Source organism: Actinomyces israelii DSM 43320 (assembly GCF_000711965.1).
Classification (GTDB): Bacteria; Actinomycetota; Actinomycetes; order Actinomycetales; family Actinomycetaceae; genus Actinomyces; species Actinomyces israelii.
Map to the genome: position 1 here is coordinate 1 of NZ_JONS01000034.1, position 19,331 is coordinate 19,331.

14 protein-coding genes and 2 pseudogenes are annotated in these 19,331 nt (G+C 69.0%); 13 read left to right on the plus strand and 3 right to left on the minus strand.

All coding sequences use genetic code 11. The features are described from left to right. Both O145_RS11290 and O145_RS11295 read right to left on the minus strand, forming a co-directional pair. A pseudogene (locus tag O145_RS11290) lies at positions 1–941 on the minus strand (HNH endonuclease); the annotation flags it as partial. Positions 942–1,168: 227 nt separating this feature from the next. Further along, positions 1,169–2,239, minus strand: a complete 1,071-nt coding sequence (locus O145_RS11295) for a 3-isopropylmalate dehydrogenase (protein WP_043563070.1) — start codon at positions 2,237–2,239, stop codon at positions 1,169–1,171. 327 nt (positions 2,240–2,566) lie between these two features. Here O145_RS11295 and O145_RS18260 point away from each other — a divergent pair, with 327 nt between their 5' ends. The 12 genes and pseudogenes from O145_RS18260 (at position 2,567) to O145_RS17475 (ending at position 14,497) form a co-directional block, all read left to right on the plus strand. After that, positions 2,567–2,725 (plus strand): hypothetical protein, encoded by a 159-nt coding sequence (locus O145_RS18260; RefSeq protein WP_156966733.1) that lies wholly within the window; start codon positions 2,567–2,569, stop codon positions 2,723–2,725. A 51-nt stretch (positions 2,726–2,776) separates the two neighbouring features. Beyond that, on the plus strand, positions 2,777–3,217 hold the full coding sequence (locus O145_RS11300) for a hypothetical protein (RefSeq protein ID WP_052375053.1): 441 nt from the start codon (positions 2,777–2,779) through the stop codon (positions 3,215–3,217). After that, positions 3,214–5,121 (plus strand): polysaccharide biosynthesis protein, encoded by a 1,908-nt coding sequence (locus tag O145_RS11305; RefSeq protein WP_043563072.1) that lies wholly within the window; start codon positions 3,214–3,216, stop codon positions 5,119–5,121. Before O145_RS11300 ends, O145_RS11305 begins: the two co-directional genes overlap by 4 nt. Continuing rightward, positions 5,118–6,158, plus strand: coding sequence for an MraY family glycosyltransferase (locus O145_RS11310; protein ID WP_043563074.1), 1,041 nt, complete (start codon positions 5,118–5,120; stop codon positions 6,156–6,158). The genes O145_RS11305 and O145_RS11310 overlap by 4 nt, the downstream gene beginning before the upstream one ends. A 4-nt stretch (positions 6,159–6,162) precedes the next feature. After that, entirely contained in the window at positions 6,163–7,425 is a 1,263-nt protein-coding gene (locus tag O145_RS11315) for a glycosyltransferase family 4 protein (protein WP_043563076.1), read from the plus strand. Then, entirely contained in the window at positions 7,418–9,157 is a 1,740-nt protein-coding gene (locus O145_RS11320) for a glycosyltransferase (RefSeq protein WP_043563077.1), read from the plus strand. The genes O145_RS11315 and O145_RS11320 overlap by 8 nt, the downstream gene beginning before the upstream one ends. After that, positions 9,154–10,077 carry an ABC transporter permease gene (locus O145_RS11325; protein WP_043563079.1) on the plus strand — a complete coding sequence of 308 codons (924 nt, stop codon included), beginning with the start codon at positions 9,154–9,156 and terminating at the stop codon, positions 10,075–10,077. Before O145_RS11320 ends, O145_RS11325 begins: the two co-directional genes overlap by 4 nt. Continuing rightward, positions 10,061–11,008, plus strand: a complete 948-nt coding sequence (locus O145_RS11330; RefSeq protein ID WP_052375057.1) for an ABC transporter ATP-binding protein — start codon at positions 10,061–10,063, stop codon at positions 11,006–11,008. The genes O145_RS11325 and O145_RS11330 overlap by 17 nt, the downstream gene beginning before the upstream one ends. Positions 11,009–11,045: 37 nt before the next feature. Beyond that, positions 11,046–11,792: a DUF6270 domain-containing protein gene (locus O145_RS11335; protein ID WP_324252501.1), complete on the plus strand. Its 747-nt coding sequence runs from the start codon at positions 11,046–11,048 to the stop codon at positions 11,790–11,792. Beyond that, a pseudogene (locus O145_RS19915) lies at positions 11,755–12,186 on the plus strand (cysteine peptidase family C39 domain-containing protein); the annotation flags it as partial. The gene O145_RS11335 and the pseudogene O145_RS19915, both read left to right, overlap by 38 nt. A 105-nt stretch (positions 12,187–12,291) precedes the next feature. Beyond that, a complete protein-coding gene (locus O145_RS19285) occupies positions 12,292–13,278 on the plus strand; it encodes an ABC transporter transmembrane domain-containing protein (protein WP_229118521.1) in 987 nt (328 codons plus the stop codon). Between the two features lie 358 nt (positions 13,279–13,636). Then, positions 13,637–14,497, plus strand: coding sequence for a DUF4839 domain-containing protein (locus tag O145_RS17475; protein WP_084682563.1), 861 nt, complete (start codon positions 13,637–13,639; stop codon positions 14,495–14,497). 1,708 nt (positions 14,498–16,205) lie between these two features. Here the strand turns inward: O145_RS17475 and O145_RS11345 are convergent. Beyond that, positions 16,206–16,526, minus strand: coding sequence for a hypothetical protein (locus O145_RS11345; RefSeq protein ID WP_043563083.1), 321 nt, complete (start codon positions 16,524–16,526; stop codon positions 16,206–16,208). A 368-nt stretch (positions 16,527–16,894) separates the two neighbouring features. Here O145_RS11345 and O145_RS17485 point away from each other — a divergent pair, with 368 nt between their 5' ends. Next, complete coding sequence (locus O145_RS17485) at positions 16,895–19,165, plus strand: PfkB family carbohydrate kinase (protein WP_043563085.1); 2,271 nt, start codon at positions 16,895–16,897, stop codon at positions 19,163–19,165. Positions 19,166–19,331: the final 166 nt, after the last annotated feature.

Consider the following 19,331-nt stretch of genomic DNA (forward strand, 5'->3'; position numbering starts at 1 on the left):
CGGCCGGCGGTGCCGCGGCGCGCCCGGCGGCTGGTGCCGGCCGGGTCCAGGGCCGTCAGCGCCCGGTCCACCTCCCGCCCCACCCCGGCGGGGGTGCGGTGCGCGGCGCGGGGGAGCACGCGGTCCTGCACCGCCTGCGCCACGGCCGCGGGCTCGTCGGCCAGGCGGCGCACCAGCACGGAGGTCTTGGAGGAGTCCAGCAGCCCCACCCGGTGCAGGCCGCACGCCGGTGCCAGGCGGGCGTCGAGCAGGCCCGCGCCCCGGTCCACCACCCGGGAGGCCGTCAGGCGCGAGACCCCCAGACGGCACGCCACCTCACCGGAGGCGTTCCACCGCCCCGCCGGACTCACCGCCCCGGCCGCCGGCCCGGACGCCGGCCCGGACGCCGCGCCCGGCCCGTCCAGGGCGTGACGGCGGGACAGGCCCTCGTCCTGGCCGTCGTCCTGGTTGTCGGGCCGGTCGGGCTGGTGGGGCTGGTAGGGCAGGCCGCTCATCTCCGGGCAGCGGGCCATGCAGGCCGCCGCCACCGCCTGGGCCCACTGCGCCCAGGCGGCCAGGCGGCCGCAGGCCGCCACCAGCTCGCTGAGCACCTCCGCACCCAGACCCACCAGGACCTGCGCGCCCCGGCCGTCGACCACCACCGACCCCGCGGCCTCAGCCAGGGCCCGCTCACCAGGACCCGCCGGCCCCCCGACAACCCCACCACCCCCAGCACCAGTACCAGTACCACCAGCACCGTCGGCGGCGCCGTCGTCCCCGGCGGCGGGGGCCAGCAGGGGCGCCACCGCCCGCTCCACCACGCCCGCCAGGGCAGCGCCCGGCACCATCCCCGACAGCACCCCCACCACGGCCTCGACCCCGCCCGCACCGGGCGCGCCGTCGTCCCCGCCCGCACCTCCCGGCGAGGGCGGGGACGACGGCGCGCCCCAGTCTTCGAACATGTGTACAGGATAGCATCCGCCGCCCCTCCACCACAACCCCCAAACCCCGGAATCCCAACACAAAACCGGTCCCCGGCCGACCCGCGCGCGCAGAGCCCGGCAGCGGCCACAGGCAAGCAGACCCCGCCAGAGACCCCGGCCCGCACACGACGCACCAGAACCAATCTCGACGCGGAACTCGACCGATCTCGCGGAGGGGGACCGGCCGAGGACCGATCATCTCGCGGTCAGGCCCGCAGCGCGGCAGTGATGTCGTCGCCGATCTGGCTGGTGGAGCGGACCAGCGGCGCCCCGGCGGCGCTGGCCGCCGCCCGGGCCGCCATGTCGGCGCCCACGGCGGCCTCGACCCGGCGGGCGGCGTCGGCCTGTCCGATGTGCCCCAGCAGCATGGCGACGGCGCTGATGGTGGCGGTCGGGTCGGCCCTGCCCTGACCGGCGATGTCGGGGGCGGAGCCGTGGACGGGCTCGAACATGGAGGGAAAGGCGCCGTCGGGGTTGATATTGCCCGAGGCCGACAGGCCGATGCCGCCGGTGACGGCGCCGGCCTCGTCGGTGAGGATGTCGCCGAAGAGGTTGTCGGTGACGATGACGTCGAAGCGGCCGGGGTCGGTGACCAGGTAGATGGTGGCGGCGTCCACGTGGCTGTAGTCCACGCGCACCTCAGGGTACTCGGCGCCGACGGCGTCGACGGTGCGGCGCCACAGGTGACCGGCGTTGACCAGCACATTGTGCTTGTGGACCAGGGTCAGGTGCCTGGCGGGACGTGCCTGGGCCTGCTCGAAGGCGTAGCGCACGACGCGCTCGACGCCATAGGCGGTGTTGACGCTGACCTCAGTGGCGATCTCCTGGGGGGTGCCCACGCGGACCGCTCCCCCGTTGCCGCAGTACAGGCCCTCGGTGCCCTCTCGCACGACGACGAAGTCGATGTCGCCGGGATCGGCCAGCGGGGTGGGTACGCCCGGGTAGTACCTGGAGGGACGCAGGTTGACGTAGTGGTCCAGGGCGAAGCGCAGACGCAGCAGCAGGCCGCGCTCCAGGACGCCGGAGGGGACGGAGGGGTCGCCGACGGCGCCCAGCAGGATGGCGTCGTGGTCCTTGACGGCCTCCAGGTCGGCGTCGGTGAGGGTCTCGCCGGTGCGGTGCCAGCGGTCGGCTCCCAGGTCGAAGTCGGTGGTGGTGATCTCGACGCCGGCTCCCTCCAGGGCGGCGGCCAGGACCTTGAGCCCCTCGGGCACGACCTCCCTGCCGACGCCGTCCCCGGGGATCACTGCGAGCTTGATGGTCTGCTTCTCCGTCATGCCCCAAGAGTACGGAGACGAACCGGGACGCGAGACGGCGGGTCCGCATACCGGCTGCGCGAGGGCGCGGTCGACGGCGGTCCCTGCCGCCCGGTCGCGCCCGGTCGCGGCCGGTCGAGGCAGGCCTCGACCGGCCTCGGGACCGTGAGGAGCCCCGGTCGCCTCGGACCGCCCTCGGACCACCCTTGGACCATCGTGGTTATGACGCTCCGGCACCATCTTGTTTGTTGCGATTCGGTCTACTCCGCAACTACGGTTGCAGCGATCCGAGAAACCGGAGGCCCACCCCGCGAGCCTTCCGTGCAGCCCGCCAACCAGAGGTTTCCCATGAGCAAGCACGTCATGGTCATCTACGGCACCCGCCCGGAGGCACTCCTCGCACCACTGCCCGTCCAGCGCTGCACGACGGAGGTCGCCTCCGCGGCTGCCGGGCCCTTCGGGAGCGGTCGGCCAGTTGTGGACCTGCCGGCGAAGCCCCTGGTCTAGCCTCCGTGTCGGGTCACCGTGGCACTGCGATCCAGATCTCTCTCGCCCGTCATGCCCGACGAGCTGACCCTGGGCGAGCTCGAGCTCTTCCTTCCCCGTGACAGCCGCGCCCTGCGCGTAGACCTCACCTCATGGACTTTCTGGTTGCTGACAGCAACGGTCGCCCGCACGCTGCTGTCAAGCAGCCATGTCCTGTTCCCCAGGCTCCTCACCGTCGGCATCGTGGCGGCACTGATCGTCCAGACGACTGCCTGGTTGGTGACGCGGCGCTACTACCCGTGGGCCTCGTTGAAAGTCGTGCCCTTCCTGGCCGCCGGCGGTCTTGGCTACGCCGTCGGGATGAGCGTCCTGGACTTTCTGTTCGGGGTGCGGCCGCTGCCCCGATCCGCGGCACTGGTCGGCGCCGTCATCGCGATCACGATGCAGCTGGTGCGCCGCCGTCGGTGGATGAGACGGGCGCTCAAGGTGCACGGCACCGGGGCGGCATCATGACCCCACCCCTCCCCCGGCGGTCATGGCCGGTGGCCGATGTCGGCGGCTCCCGCCTGCACCTGCCCCACGGCACGACGCCCGCCCTGGACTCCGCCATGTGGGTGCTGGCCCTGGCGATCGTCGCGATGCTCAACATCGAGGCCGGCTCGATGCCGGCGACCGGCCCGGCCATCGGTATCGCGTCGCTGCTCGCCGTCGCTCTCCAGGTGATCCTCTACGTCTTCCTCCTTCGGGGCCGGGCACGGTTCGGAACGATCGACGAGATCCCCCAGCTGCTCTTCTCGGACCTGTTCATCGCGGCAGTCCTCACCATGGTGACGGCGCTGGCGGAGTACTACCACTTCCTCCCCCTCATCCCGGTGGGCAGTGCGGTCATCTCCGGCGCGGTGGCGCTCACGCTGCACCTGGGATCGCGCTGGTTCTTCCGCCAGTACATCGCGCTGCGACGTCGCCCCGAGGGGCGTCGGGCGCGGCGCACCATCATCCTGGGAGCGGGCTCCGGCGGCGCCCAGGCGATCGGCCTCATGCAGGACGACCGGGACTCCGCCTTCGAGCCGGTCGCGATCCTCGACGACGACCAGGCCAAGCGCCACCTGCGCATCAGCGGGGTACGGGTCCTCGGCCCATGGCGGGCGCTGGGCCAGATCGCCAAGGAGACCCGTGCCGACCTGGTCCTCCTGGCAGTCCCCTCGGCGACGCCGGAGCGGGTGGACGAGGTCGTCCGCCACGCCCACACCCTGGGACTCGACATCCGGGTCATGCCCTCCACGCGGGAGCTCATGGGCGCGGCGGCCTCCCGCCGCCCCGGAGCCTCCCAGATCCGCGGAACGCAGGTGTTCCGCCCTCTGGAGATCGAGGACCTGCTGGGACGACGGGCCATCGACACGGATGTGGACGCCATCGGCAGGTACCTCATGGGCGAGCGGATCCTGGTCACCGGAGCGGGCGGCTCGATCGGATCCCAGCTGTGCCGTGAGATCTTCAGGTACAGCCCAGAGCGGCTCGTCATGGTGGACCGCGACGAGTCCGCGCTCCACGCGGTCCAGCTGTCCCTGGACGGCAGGGCCATGCTCGACTCCCCGGACCTGATCCTGGGCGACCTGCGGACACCGGGGCTCATCGAGTCCGTCTTCGCCCAGATGCGCCCGACCATCGTCTTTCACGCGGCGGCGCTCAAGCACCTCACCCTGACCGAGCGCTTCCCGGAAGAGGCCTTCCTCACCAATGTCGCCGTCACCCAGGACCTGCTCAGGGCGGCGGCCGCCTCCGAGGTGCGGCGCTTCATCAACATCTCCACGGACAAGGCGGCGGACCCCGAGTGCGTCCTGGGCTACTCCAAGCGGATGGCGGAGCGGCTCACCTCCACGGTGGGTCAGACTCTCGACGGCGACCGTCGCTTCATGTCCGTGCGCTTCGGCAACGTGCTGGGCTCGCGCGGCTCCGCGCTGCTGACCTTCGCCTCCCAGCTGGAGCGCGGACTGCCCATGACCATCACGGATCCCCACATGGAGCGCTTCTTCATGAGCGTGGACGAGGCCTGCCAGCTGGTCCTCCAGGCGGGCGCGCTGGGCCGCTCCGGCGAGGTCCTGGTACTGGACATGGGGCAGCCGCACAATATCGAGGAGATCGCCCGGCGCTTCGCCACCCTTCTGGGCTACACCGACGCGCCCGTGGTCTACACCCACGCACGCCCCGGGGAGAAGCTCAGCGAGCGCCTGTTCGGCGTCGGCGAGGAGGATATCCGGCCGTCCCACCCGCTCGTCTCGCAGGCGCAGGTGCCCCCCGTTCCCATGAGCATGCTGAAGGTGATCGACAACCTCCGCGACCTGACCCGCGCCGGGAAGCACGACGAGCTCGTCCGCCGGTGGCTGGAGGCCTCGTCGCGATCGGGAGTGCAGGCATGAGGGCCGCCCTTGTCATCGGCCTGCTCAACGCCGCCGTCCTGTCCGCGCTGCTGACGGCGTCGGCGATCCCGCTGCTGCGGCGGGCCCATGTCATTGATATCCCCGGGGGCCGCTCCCTGCACGAGCGCCCGATCCCGCGCGGGGGCGGGCTCGCCGTCGTCCTGGCGGCCTCGCTCAGCGTCTGGACCGCGCCCCTGATCGCCTTCAGCCTGGACGGCCTGCCCCACATGTCGGCGCGCTTCGACGTCATCATGCTGGGACTCGGCACGATTCTCGCCTTCGCGCTGGTCGGCCTGGCCGAGGACCTCTACTTCCTCCCCGCCCTGACCCGTTTCGGGCTGCAGCTCGGCCTGGGGCTGCTGCTGGGCCTGGGGGCGTGCCTGGAGTTCGGGGCGTCGGTGTGGCTGGCTCCGGCGGTCGCCGTGTGCTCGGCGGGGCTGGTCAACGTCACGAACTTCATGGACGGGGCCAACGGCCTGGCCGGCGGCCACGCCGTGGTCGCGGCCGCGTGGTTCGTGGCGGTCTCCCTTGTCGTGCCGGTGCCCGGTCTGGGATTCGTCATGGTCGTCGTGGCGGGGGCGTGCCTGGGGTTCCTGCCCTTCAACGCGCCCCGGGCCAGGGTGTTCCTGGGAGACTCGGGCTCCTACGCCCTGGGCGGGGCGTGGTCCTTCGCGGCGACGGTCTGCCTTGCCGGCGGCGCGCCGGCGGACGTCTCCGTGGCACCGCTGCTCGTGCTGGTGGCGGACGCGGGATACACGCTGTGGCTGCGGGTGCACGCCGGGCAGCGCTGGTACGAGCCGCACAAGCTGCACGTCTACCAGCGCATGGTCTCCGCAGGATGGCCGCACTGGGGCTCGGCGCTGCTGGTGAGCGGGACGGCCCTGGCGTGCTGCGCCATGGCCGCAGTCGACCTGCGCTCCCGCCGCATGTCATGGCTGCCGGTGGCCGGGACGGCCCTGATCCTGCTCGCCTACCTGCACATGCCGGTGCTCGTCAGGGCACCGAGCCCCTTCCACCGTCCACGGTCGGGGAGGTGACCCCGTGCGAGTCCTTGTGCTGAGCCACTACTGGGCCCCGGAGATCGGGGCTCCGCAGAGGCGCTGGCGCTGGCTGGCCGAGGGGCTGACGGCACGCGGGCACGAGCTGGCGGTCTTGACCCCCTCCCCCCACTACCCCGCCGGCCGCCTCCTGGAGAGCTCTGCGACGTACGCCCCCGGAACCATCCACCGCGACGCGTCCGGAGCCCTGATACACCGAACGGCCTTCCGCCCCTATGACGCGGGCCTGGGCGGCCGCGGCGCCGACCAGGCCGTTGCGGCCGCGCACGCGCTGCGCCTGGGGCTGCGCCGCTTCGCGGGGGCCAACCGGCCCGACGTCATTGTCGGCTCGGTCCCGGGACTGCCGACGCTGCCGGCGGCCCTCGCCCTGGGGCGAGGCCTGCGGCGGCCCGTCGTGGTCGAGCTGCGCGACGCCTGGCCGGACATCCTCGCCTCGGCCGCCGACTGGGGGTCCTCCCCGGGCCGTGCGGGCAGCCGATGGTCGCGGGTGCGAAGGGCGGCTCTGAGCGGCGTCCGCGGCGCCATCCCACCGGTTGTGACGAGGCTGGAGCGCGAGGCGGCGGCCATCGTGACGACGACGGACTCCTTCGCCCGGGTCCTGCGCGGGCGCGGGATGGGCCGTGTGGTGACCGTGCGCAACACCGCCGTCCCCCGGGACTGGGCCCTGCCAGCGGTGCCGCGCGAGCAGCCGGACGAGGCGCTCCACGTGCTCTACCTGGGAACCGTGGGGCGGGCGCAGGGGCTGCGCAGCGCGGTGCGCGCGGCCGCGCTCGCCCGTGCGCAGGGCACGCGAATGGTCCTGCGGATCGTGGGCGAGGGAGCGGACCTGGCCCCGACGCGCTGCGAGGCGGAGGAGCTGGGAGCCCCCGTGGAGATCCTGCCGATGGTTCCCGCCGATCGGGTGGCGGCTCACTACGCGTGGGCGGACTCCGTCCTCGTGTCCCTGCAGGACTGGCCCTCCATGGAGCTGACGGTCCCCTCCAAGCTCTATGAGGTCATGGCGACCGGGCGGCACGTGAGCGTCGCGGCGGCGGGTGCCGCCGGCCGCATCGTGAAGGCGTCCCGCAGCGGCGACGTCGTGCCACCGCAGGACCCGGCCGCACTGGCCCGTCTGTGGCAGGAGCTCGCAGCGGACCGCGACCGCCTGGTCGTCACGGGCGGCGGGCCGTGGCTGGAGGCGCACGCCTCCTGCTCCGCGCTGCTCGACCGCTACGAGGCCGTTCTGGAGAGGACCGCTCATGCCTGACCTGCAACGCCTCCGGAACGTGTCCCTGCTCGGCGACACGGCCTGGCGGCACCTGGCCGAGGACCCGCTGCTGCTGGCGGTGCAGACCTTCCGACGACTGCCGGCCCCTACCAGGGCGGTGATGTCCCGACTGGTCGGCGCGGGGGCCGGGCCGACCGCCGTGCGCCACGCGCTGGCGGAGTTCGTCGCCGACCGGCCGCGCGCGGCCGCGCAGGCGCTGGCCGCCGCCGCGCCGGGCTCTGCCCTGGGGCGCCGGGTGGCCGCCGAGCTGGCGGTGCAGCTGGGCGATGCCGCCCTGGTCCCCGGGGGCGTGGAGACGGCCGGCCCGTCGGTGCGGGCCCGCGAGCTGTGGTCCCGCGGGCACCTCTCCCGGGCGGTCCGCGTGCTCGACGGCGTGCCCCGGGCCCGGACCCAGCGGGCGCGCCTGCGTTCGGAGATGGCGGCGATGGGGCCGGGCTTCGCGCTTCCCGCCGTCGTCCCCTCCCCCGCCTGGTCGGGGCCGGTGCGGGGAGCGCGCCCGCGGGTGCTTCACGTCCTGACGAACTCGCTGCCGCGCACGCAGTCCGGTTACGCCGTGCGCTCCCACGCGGTCCTGCGCTCGCAGGTCGCGGCCGGGATCGAGGCGAGGGCGGTGACCCGTATCGGGTACCCGGTCACCGTGGGCCTGGTGGGCGCCGCGCGCGAGGACCGGGTGGACGGCGTCGTCTACCGCAGGCTGCTCCCCGCCCGCCTGGCGCCGACGCCCGCCGCCCGCCTGGTGCAGATGACTCGTCTGCTGGCTCGGGAGGTCGAGGAGTTCCGCCCCGACGTGCTGCACACGACGACGAACTACCAGAACGCGCTCGTCACCGGGGCCGTGGCCCGGTCCTACGGCCTGCCGTGGGTCTACGAGATGCGGGGCGTCCTGGAGTGCACCTGGGTGGCGCGGCGCCCCGCCGCGCAGGAGGCCGAGGCCCTCGCCTCGGAGCGCTTCTCCACGCTGCGCGCCAAAGAGACGGAGATGGCCATGGGGGCGGACGCGGTCGTCGTCCTGTCCCGGGTGCAGCGGGAGGACCTCATAGCCCGCGGCATCCCGGCGGAGCGGATCTCCATCGTGCCCAACGCCGTGGAGGCCTCGGTCCTGGAGGCGCCCCGCCTGCTGCCGGCCGACGCCCGGGAGGCGCTGGGCCTGCCCCGGGCCGGCTTCTGGGTGGGCAGCGTGTCCTCGCTCGTTGACTACGAGGGCTTCGAGGTTCTCCTGCGGGCGGTGGCGCGGTGCCGCGAGCAAGGGACGGACGTGCGCTGCGCCCTTGTGGGCGACGGCGTAAGCCGCCCCGGGCTCGCCGCCCTGGCCGCGGATCTGGAGCTGGGGGCGGGCGTCTGCGCCCTGCCCGGACGGGTGGACCGCCGCCTGGCCCTGGACTGGTACCAGGCGCTCGACGTCTTCTGCGTTCCCCGGCTGGACACGCCGGTGTGCCGGATGGTGACGCCGATGAAGCCTCTCACCGCGATGGCGCTGGGCCGCCCGGTGGTCGCCTCCGCCCTCCCGGCCCTGGCAGAGGTGACCGAGCCTGGTTGCGGCCGCTCCTTCCCACCGGGTGACGCCGAGGCGCTCGCCCGGATCCTGACGGCGATGGCGACCGGCGACCCGGACCACGACCCTGCCGCAGGGACCACGCGGACAACCGCTCGGCTGCCCACGTGGGAGAAGAATGGGACCCGTAACGCCGAGATGTACGAGGAGCTGCGATGAGCGAGTCGCCTGATATGGCGGGCATGGCCTGGCTGGACAAGCAGTCGTGGCGCGACGACGACGCCGGCGACTCCGTCAGCGTGCTGGAGCTGGCCGAGCTGCGGCCGGTCGGGAAGCGCCCCTCACTGCCCGTCTACACCCGCAGGCTGTGGCAGCGGCGCCATTTCGTCTGGGCGGATGCCCGCGCCAGGGCGCTGGGCTCGCAGCGCGGGACGTTCCTGGGCAACGCGTGGCTCGTGGCCAAGCCCATGCTGGATGCCTCCGTCTTCTTCGTGGTATTCGGCCTCCTGCTGCAGACGAGCCGGGGAATTGAGAACTTCATCGGCTACCTCATTGTGGGTGTCACGCTGTTCCCGCCGCTGCAGCGGGCCGTCACCGGGGGCGGCCAGGTGATCGTGAGCGGCAAGAACCTCATCCGCGGCTTCTCCTTCCCCCGGGCGGCCCTGCCGGTCTCCTACACGATCCGCTGCGCCATTGACATGCTGCCGCCGCTGACCGCGATCCTCATTCTCGTCGTCGCCCTCCCGCCGCACGCCTACCCGACCTGGCGGTGGGCCCTCATCCTCCCGATCTTCCTCCTCCAGGTCCTGCTGAGCCTGGGACTGACCTTCGTCACCTCGCGGATCACGACGATGATCCCGGACATGCGCAACATCTGGCCCTTCCTCACGCAGTTCTGGTTCTACGGCTCGGGCATCTTCTTCTCCTACGACCGCTTCATCGACCACCCGGCCATCCTGCAGGCCATGGACTTCAACCCCGGGTACCTCACCATTGCCATGTACCGCGATGCCATCCTCTACCAGAGGGTCCCGGATGCCCGCATGTGGGGGATCCTGACAACCTGGGCGGTGGGGCTGAGCGCCATCGGCTACGTGTTCTTCTGGGAGAAGGAGGAGTCCTATGGCGCAGAGCGCTGATACCGCGACTGCGTCCACGCCGGACGAAGCCGCCCGGCCCGAGGCCCCTGTCTCCCCTGTCACCGTGGTCGCCGAGAACGTGCGGGTCCGCTACCGGGCGCCGTCGACAGACATCGCGGACTTCCGCGCCGCCCCCCTGGGGCGGAAGATCTTCCTGCGCCTGACCGGCCAGAAGCCGAAGGTGACGGTGGACGCCCTCAAGGGGATCTCCTTCGTGGCCCGCGCCGGGCAGTCGATCGGGATCCTGGGGCGCAACGGCTCCGGCAAGTCCACTCTCCTGCGGATCATCGCCGGCCTGGAGACGCCGCGCTCCGGCCTCGTCTCCGCCCGCTCCAACCCCGTGCTCCTGGGCGTCAACGCCGCCCTGGTCCCGGACCTGTCCGGCGAGAGGAACGTGCGCCTGGGCTGTCTGGCCATGGGGCTGAGCCGTGCGGAGACGGAGGCGGTCCTGCCCGACATCGTCGAGCTGGCGGGAATCGGCAAGAGCATCTACCGGCCGATGAAGACCTACTCCTCGGGCATGGCCTCCCGTCTGCGCTTCGCGATCGCCGCGGCGTCGAACCCCGACATCCTCCTCATCGACGAGGCCCTGTCCACGGGCGACGCCGCCTTCAAGGAGCGCAGCGAGAACAAGATGACGCAGCTTCGGCAGAACGCCGGGACCGTCTTCATCGTCAACCACGCGGCCCAGGTCATCGAGGAGATGTGCACGCGCGCACTGTGGCTCATGGACGGGGTGCTCATCGGCGACGGCCCGGGTCCGGAGATCGCGCACGACTACCGGTGGTGGTCGTGGAACATCGCCAAGAACGAGCCGGAGAAGGCGGGCAAGATACTCGCCGAGTGCCGGGAGAAGTGGGCTCCGACCCCGCCCCGCATCCAGCGCTCCGACAGCCGCATGCTCCCCATGCGGCACGCGGTGCAGGGCTGAGCCCCCAATGGCCAGGCTCACGGTCTACGGCTCCTGCGTGAGCAGGGACGCAGCCAGCGTGCTCGAGGGCCACGCCTGGAGCGTGGAGCGGTACATCGCACGGCAGTCCCTCATCAGCGCGGGCACCAGCGCGGACGTCAGCCGCATGGACCTGTCCGGTCTCACCTCGGCGTTCGTCCGGCGGTCCTTCCTCAGCGACGCAGCCGGCGACCTGGAGGCGCAGCTGGCCGAGGTCGCCAGGCGCACCGACATCCTCCTGTGGGACCTCACCGACGAGCGCCTGGGGGTCATCGAGACGGCGCCGGGGTGCTTCCTCACCCGTCCCACCGAGGGCATGACCGCCCGCCTTTACGAGTGGGCCGGCGACCGGCTTCTCGAGCTGGGCACCGATGGGCACCTCCACCAGTGGGAGCGGGCGCTCCCCCGCTTCCGAGCCGTTCTGGAGCGCTGCGGGCTGCTGGAGCGGACGGTCCTGCTCAACGCGCCGTGGGCACTGCGGACCGCTGCGGGGGAGCCGACCGTATCGAGCTGGGGCCTGACGGCTCAGGAGGCGAACTGCATGATCGCCGAGTATGTGGAGGAGGTGCGCAAAGAACTCCCCGTCCCGGTGCTGCGCGTCCCCGACGAGCTGGTTGTCGCGGACACGAGGCATCGTTGGGGGGCCGCCCCATTCCACTACGCCCCGGGTCTCTACGAGTGGGTGGCGAATCAGGTAGAGGCTGCGCACAACATCGCAATACCACGCGATGCGCTGGGCTGCCGGGCGTGTCTCGGACAACTCTGAAAGACCGCTTTCAGGGCTGTCCGAGACACGCCCGGCAGCCCAGACGCAGCAGTCGGAGACCGAGCGCGGCCTCACGTGCTTGGCGATGGTCTTGGAGTACTGGGGCTGTGCAACGACTCTCAGGGAGTTGCGCAACGAGCTCACACCGGGCCGTGACGGACTCACGGCGTTGACTATCGTGCGAGCGGCCCGTCGGCGAGGCCTGGACGTAGCGGGCGAGTCGGCCGCTCCTTTCGCGCTTGTGTCATACTCGCATCCTGTCATTCTCCACTGGGAGGAGTCGCATTTCGTTGTCCTGGAAAGATGGGACGGCCGGAGCGGGATGGTGGTTGACCCCGCGTGGGGCCGACGGCGCATCACGGCTGAGGACCTTGACTCGTCCTTCAACGGTTTGGTCCTCAACATCCGGGGGCGTCGACGGCGTCGACGATTCCCTGGTTTGGGGACTGTCCGCGGCCTGCGGTCTCTGCGGCACCTGGCCGATGGTCTTGCCTGGGAGATGGCCCGCGTCATTGTGTACATGGGCCTTCTCCAGCTCGCGCCGCTGCTCAGCGCGGCATTGGTGAAGACGAGTATGGACGTGGTCACCGTGCAGCGCGAGATGCCCTCCATGGCCGTGCTGTGGAGCGCCGCGATCGCGTTCTGTCTGTCTTTCGTCATGATTTCGGCGGCGAGAGCACTGCTCATGGCACGGTTGTCGGCGCAACTCGACTACCGGCTGTCAGACGTCTTCATCTCCCGACTCATGCGCCTGCCGCTCTCTTACTTCCACAGCCGGCACGCGGGCGATGTCATGTTTCGACTGGGCAGCCTGGAGAAGATTCGGGCCATGCTGTCCTCCACGATGGTCAAGGTCGTCTTTGATGTCATTTCGCTGGTCGTGTACTGTGCGTTGGTCGTCGTCAGTCCCTCGATCGGAACTACCCTCCTGGTGACCATCGCGGTTTACGTCGCGCTGATATTCTTGATGTGGAGTGCTGGGTGTTTTTCGGACACTGGGAGAACAAAATCTCCCAGTGTCCGAAAAACGCCACTCACCCCAAACGACGGCTATCTTGGTGTTGTCTGTTTCGCGTGCCAGGCGGCTCATGGCCAGGATGATCTGCTCGGTGTTCTAGCTGCCCTCGATGGGGTAGATGCGCATCTTCTTGGTGGTCAGGCTCAGGGCACCGAAGAAGGGGGTGTCAGACCGCCGGCATGTCTTGGCGGTCTGCCCTTGCCGGCCATCGGCCACGGCCTCTTTGATCTGCGCGCCGGCATGGGCCTTGGCCTGCCGGCGTCGCCACGTGCGCTCACGCATCTCGAAGAGCTGGCAGAACCCCAGGAGTGGAGACACTCTCCTCAACGCGGATCACCCAGCAGGTCCTCGAAGGGCTCTGCCGGCCCTCCGCCCATCTTCTTCCACACCCGGGCTTTCAGATGCGCCTGGCCTAACGCTTGGAGCCGGCTCGGCGACCTCGGCCCCCGAACTGTTCCTCCCTGGTAGATGGTCCGGACCTTCCAGTCGCCAGCACGGTCTTGCCCGCCTTGAGGAAGTCCGCCCTCCACCGTCCGATGGACTGCTCGCTGATCTTCTCCTTGCACGCCGCTTCAGCCATCGAGACCTCCCCAGCCAGCACGCCCAGCACGATCAGGATCTTCTTCCCCCACCGAGATCGATGGTGGTCAGCCCACGCCCGATCCTCCTTCAGGACCTACACAACCGTCCCGCCACCAACTCTGACACGCAACATGCCTACCACCGGAACCAACGAGACAATCAACCCAACGAGCATGCGGGTGTAGCCTATCTTGTAGCGTTCTCTCCAACGCTTCAACAGTTCTATCCCTAAGGAAAGACCCTCATGTCCCACCGTTCATTATTGCGTGCGCGTGCATGTGCTGCGTTCGCTGCTGTACTCGTCGCATTTCCCGTCAGTGGCTGTAGTGATGGCGACCATACTGTTCAGGTGCAGCCGCCGTTCTCTTCGTCGCAGCTTGATGATGCGAACTATCAAGATGTCGTCGCCCAGTTCCAGGAGGCTGGGTTCACCAACGTGACCACCGAGCCGATACCGGACCTGATCATCGGTTGGCTGACCGCCGATGGCGAAGTTGAAGAGATCTCAATTGCCGGCGATACCGAATTCGAAAGTGGCGAGCATTTCGATCCCGCTGTGGCTGTGATCGTGCGCTACCACACTTTCCCCGAAGACGAGTCGCCGTCACCCGCACCTGAACAGTCTGCCACGAGGGCGCCCTCCGGTGAAACCACAACGCAGGCAGCGGCGACTCCATCCAAAGCCGCCGAGACGAGTCCTTCAACACCAACCGCACCAGCCACCCTGACGGTGGAGAACAACGCTGATCTGGCAGCACTGCTTACCTTGAAAGATCCGTTCGACCCCTCGGTCGCTGCCTTCGCCGCCACTTACCAGGGCCAGATCATCGAGTTTGACGGCTGCGTGGTCGGCGTTGCACCGCACGGATCCTACAAGACCCGCTTCGACTACCTACTTTCGGCGGGCGACTACGATCCGGACAGCGCACTAGGTCCGGCATTCCAGCTATCCGACATCAATTACCATGACTTTCACTTTCCGCCCGAGAACGCTCCGAGCAATGTACCCGTCGGAACGAACCTGCACATTATCGCTAAGGTTGGAGAATATGACCCAGTATCAGGTAACTTCCAGCTAAAGCCAGTAGCGACGACTGTCAGATGAATGATGCGTAGACTTCTGCTACCATTTTCCAAATTAGGGGCATTCCGGTGTACGAAAATCCACTCATTGTAAAAGCTCAACTTGATTTGAGCACATTAAGAACGTTAGTATAAAATCGAGAGAGATTTTAAGTTTGGCGAAGCGAAATGGACACAACTGGTGAGACAATATCGATTTAACGAGAGTTATAGCGCCTCCAATTTTGGTATGTATTAAACTGCTCGCTGTCGCTGGCTGGGACTGCACGACAGCCTTTCGGCATACTGGCAGTGGAGTGCTGAATGTTATTCGGACTGTGCTTGTTTTGTGGGTCATGCTGCGATTTCGCAGCTCAGTAGCTCGCGCTCCTACTTCGTTCGGAGTGCGATAACTGAGCCCCGAGTGAAGCCGCTTGTGATTGTTATGTCAGCTCTATCCAGGACGTGACATCCTTGATGGCATGTTCTCGCGTGGGATACACCATGGGGGGTGTACTCGTTCGTTCCCCGGTGTGGGGTTGAATGACTCGGCCCAGGCATTGTCCCAACACACACCGGTCCGGCCCACCGAAGCGCGGATACCATACTTGCGTAGATGTTCGGAGAATTGATCCGACGTATACTGTGGTCCGCGGTCTGAATGAAAGATCGCCGCCACCTGGAGTGTGGGGGCGGTTGCGCACGGCCATGTTGATCGCGTCGCACACCGGACTGGTGCTCATATGGCGGGCGATGCAATAGCCCACCACTTTCTTCGTGCAATAGTCCAGGACGGTTGTCGGGTAGACGAACCCCGGCCCAGGTGCGGATATAGGTGATGTCGCCCACCCGCTTCACGCCAGGGGCAGCGGGTGCTGAAGTCGCGCCCCACCAGGTCCGGTCGGGTGCCGGCGTCGCCGGCGGGCACAGTGGCGCGGACTTTTGGCGTGGCTGGGCGGCAACGAGGCCCAGGTACCGCATGATTGATCGGACCGTGCCCGGGGCAGACGATCGTGCCCTTTCCGACTCAAAATGGCGGCAATTCTCCGATAACCGCACCAGCCGTCTTGGTTCATCGAACTCGGCCTTAATGAGCACGCCAAGCTCTTTTCTCCTTGATTCCGACTGTGAGTCCCCTCGGTCACGCCATGAGTAGTAGCCGGACTTCGATACGCCTACCCACCGGCACATCGAAGCAATCGGATATCTGCCTTCTTCGCGATTGATAAGCTCGTACCGCTGACTCACCGCCGTTCCTTCGCGAAAAAGGCCGCTGCTTTTTAGGAACTCGCATCCCTGACGCAGCCCGCGCACCTCGTTCCCCAGTCTCGCGATCTCAGCTGATTCTAAAACAGCCCTGCTGTCTTCCTCAGTGGCATGTTCCCACCTATACTTGCCGATCCAGTTGCGCACTGTTTACGGCACCAAATCATAAGACGACGCCACCTCTGCCACCCACCAACCCTTCTCCATGACCTCGAGCACAACCTGCTCCTAGCAGCTCACCAGAATACTTCACCCTAGACATGACTCCATCCCATCGGATCAAAGGACAACAAAATCCCCCAGTGTCCGAAAACGCCACTCACTCCGAGTCGGATGGATATGGCATGGCGGGCAGCGCTCAGGCGAGGGCGGTGGAGGGGATGTTCCAGGCGCGGCCGGCGCGGCGGGCGGCCAGGGTGCTAGCGGCGATGCGCTGGCGCACGCCCCGGGAGTGATGCCCAGGCGCTGGGCGGCCTGGGCGACGCTCAGGTGAGGCGGCCGAGGTCAGCTTCGACGTTGATGTGGTAGCGGGCGTCGAACAAGGCGGTGGGCAGGGCGTCGATGCCGTGGACGCGGCCCAGGGCGCTGACGATGGCCAGGGCGGTGGCGATCGCCTGGCGCAGGTCCTCGGCGGGGAAGGTGATGATGGCGTACCAGATGTCGTCGTGCCATGCCTCCTGGCCGACGCTGGGATGGTAGGGGGCCAGGGCATTCATGAGGCGCTCAATGACGTCGTCAAGGTCGGTGTCGGCCGGATCGGGGTCGGGAATGAAGTAAACAGTGGCGTTATAGTCAATGGTGGGCACGGCAAGGCCTTTTCTCACTCGCATTGCGTACAGCAGCACCGTAGCAACTGGTTTGCGTATCGCAACCTTGGGGGTGCGGGCGGGAGGTCCCGCGCCCCGAACAGGGGGCCGTCCCGGCGCACGGCCGATGAGTAGTCATCCAGTGATTGCAGGATGATGTGGTGCCAGAGTGCGTCGGGCCCGTCGCCCAGCGCTAGGAGGCTTGCGCATGGGTCGGTCTGTGGGCAGGACGCCGGCCGCCGGCGCGCCAGTTGGCAACTCCCAGTCCCGAGAGCAGCATCTCGGAGCCGCCCGCACGGTCCAGGTGGTCCGCGCTCCGGCTAATGTCGGTCCTATTGCCTATTAGTGTCCACGCTCCAGGAGCTGCGATGACCCTTGCAGACGCAACATCAACCGACGACCGCCATGACCGTGCCACCGGGGCCCTGGCGGGTCTCGCCCTGGGTGACGCCCTGGGCATGCCCACCCAGGCCCTGAGCCCAGCCAGCATTACTCGCCTCTACGGGGCGGTCACCGGACTCGTGGACGCCTCCCCCGAGCAGCCCTACGCGCCCCTGGCGCCGGCCGGCTCCGTCACCGACGACACCGAGCAGGCCTGGCTTCTGGCCGAGCAACTCCTCGACCCGTCCCCCGACAGCGGCGGGGCCGGTCATATTGAGCCCAGGGCACTAGCTCAAGCCCTCATGAACTGGGAGGAGGACATGATCGACCGCGGCTCCCTGGATCTCCTGGGTCCTTCCACGAAGGCCGCCCTGGAGGAACTGCGCGCGGGCGCCGAACCTGGAACCACCGGCCGCACCGGGACCACCAACGGCGCCGCCATGCGGGTGACCCCGGTCGGGATCGCCTACACCACCGGGGCCCCAGCCGCCTGGGAACCGCTCTTCGGCACCGGCGGGCACGCCTGCCTGACGGCCTTCGGCCAAGCCGTGCGTGAATCCTGCTTGGTCACCCACAACACCATCCAAGGGTTCCAGGCGGCCGGTTTGGTGGCGGCCGCCGTCAGCCACGGCATTGACGGCGCCGACACCCTCACCGCCGTGCACCTGGCCCAGGCAACTGTTGCCTCCCTGCCTGCTCAGGGCACTTGGGCGCCCAATGCCTCAGTCCTGGCGGTTGCCAGCAGCGCCGTCGAGTACGCCGCCGATCATGCGGGTGATGATGCCTCCTTCCTCATGTGGGTACGTGATCATGTGGGTACTTGCGTAGAGTCCACCGAATCTATTCCAACCGCCCTGGCCCTGGCCGTCCGCTACCGCCACCGCCCCTGGGAGGGGCTACTGGCCGCCGCCAACCTCGGCGGGGACACCGACACCATTGGGGCCATTACCGGAGCCATCCTGGGGGCGACCCACGGCGTGCGCGCCTTCCCCGCTCAGGCCCTGGCGCGCGTGCAGGCCGTCTCCGACCTGGACCCCGGTGCTCTTGCAGCGCGACTCCTCCGCCTGCGCCGCCGCAATGACCCGGTCGAGGTTTCACAGAAGGCCGGCGCCGGTCGGCCGGCCCACCCGAGCGGGGCAGCCGACCCCGCAGCCCACCTGAGCGGGGCAGCCGATCCCGCGGCCCACCCGGGCGGGCAGGTCGGTTCCGCCGGCCCGTCAGTCGGCCCCGCCCAGCCGGTTGGACGTGTCCTGCACCTGGGTGAAGTTCTCATCGACCTATCCATGCGGGTACCCAATCTGCCGCCGCGGGGCGGGGATGTCTTCGCCACCAGCCACGACATGAGCCCCGGCGGCGGGTTCAATGTCCTGGCCGCGGTGCGCCAGTGGGGATGCGACGCCGTGTACTGCGGAGCCCTGGGTACCGGCCCCATGGCGCGAATGGCCCGCGCCGCCCTGGACTCCATAGGCGTGCTCCACGCCGGACCGACACTGTCCACGCACGACACCGGCGTAAGCGTGGCCCTGACTGAGGCTGACGGCGAGCGCAGCTTTATCTCCACTGCGGGTGCCGAGACGCTCACCCCACCGGAGTGCTACCAGCACCTGGCGGTGGGGGAGCAGGACCTGGTCTACCTGTCGGGCTACTCCCTGTGCGCGCCCGCCACCCGCGAAGGCCTGCTGCGCTTCGCCTCCAGCCACGCCGGCCTGCCCCCACGGCCCGACGGCGTCCCGCGCGTCCTGGTTGATGCCTCGCCCATGGTGGGGGAATTAGACCTGTCCGACCTCCAGGCGTTGGGGGCCCTGCGACCCCTGTGGTCCCTCAGCGAGCGTGAGGCCCACATTCTCACTGGACGACTGGGCGACCAGGGAGACGCCGGAGCCTCCGGTCCGGATGGCCCGCGGGAGGCGGCCGGTGCGCTCGCGAAGTACCTGGGTTCCCCAGTGCTGGTGCGGGCGGGAGCCCAGGGCGCCTGGTTCGTTGACATGTTGGACGGCGCGCCCCCCGCGGACCCAGTCCATGTGCCCACGGTGCCGGTGACGCCCGTGGACACCAATGGGGCAGGGGACGCGCATGCCGGTGTGCTCGCCGCCGCGCTAGTCCAGGGCGCGCCCCTGCGCCGGGCACTGGTTTTAGCCAATTGCGCTGGCACGTTGTCGACGCTCACCGCCGGTCCGGCCACCTGCCCCGAGCGGCATAGTATTGAGCAGGCGGCCGGCGCTTTGAGCAAGCGAATGAGTGTCATGACACTGCGCTAGGGTGGTATGATGGCGAGCCAATGATGGTTCTTCACCGCCGGCGCCTCCCATCCGAGGGCGCCCCTGGTGGTGTGGGCGCCCTCTTCTCTTACGATGGCTGGAATTAAACAAAATGGCATTCTGGGGCAGTTGCTGCGGGATTCCTGGTTGGCGTTTACGGAGGGTC

Excerpts from the sequence above, each read along its gene's own strand:
- O145_RS17475 (WP_084682563.1), top strand. The coding sequence starts at position 13,637 with ATGTCCCACCGTTCATTATTGCGTGCGCGTGCATGTGCTGCGTTCGCT.
- O145_RS11295 (WP_043563070.1), bottom strand. The coding sequence starts at position 2,239 with ATGACGGAGAAGCAGACCATCAAGCTCGCAGTGATCCCCGGGGACGGC.
- O145_RS11300 (WP_052375053.1), top strand. The coding sequence starts at position 2,777 with ATGCCCGACGAGCTGACCCTGGGCGAGCTCGAGCTCTTCCTTCCCCGT.
- O145_RS11305 (WP_043563072.1), top strand. The coding sequence starts at position 3,214 with ATGACCCCACCCCTCCCCCGGCGGTCATGGCCGGTGGCCGATGTCGGC.
- O145_RS11310 (WP_043563074.1), top strand. The coding sequence starts at position 5,118 with ATGAGGGCCGCCCTTGTCATCGGCCTGCTCAACGCCGCCGTCCTGTCC.
- O145_RS11325 (WP_043563079.1), top strand. The coding sequence starts at position 9,154 with ATGAGCGAGTCGCCTGATATGGCGGGCATGGCCTGGCTGGACAAGCAG.
- O145_RS11320 (WP_043563077.1), top strand. The coding sequence starts at position 7,418 with ATGCCTGACCTGCAACGCCTCCGGAACGTGTCCCTGCTCGGCGACACG.
- O145_RS17485 (WP_043563085.1), top strand. The coding sequence starts at position 16,895 with ATGACCCTTGCAGACGCAACATCAACCGACGACCGCCATGACCGTGCC.
- O145_RS19285 (WP_229118521.1), top strand. The coding sequence starts at position 12,292 with ATGGCCCGCGTCATTGTGTACATGGGCCTTCTCCAGCTCGCGCCGCTG.
- O145_RS18260 (WP_156966733.1), top strand. The coding sequence starts at position 2,567 with ATGAGCAAGCACGTCATGGTCATCTACGGCACCCGCCCGGAGGCACTC.
- O145_RS11330 (WP_052375057.1), top strand. The coding sequence starts at position 10,061 with ATGGCGCAGAGCGCTGATACCGCGACTGCGTCCACGCCGGACGAAGCC.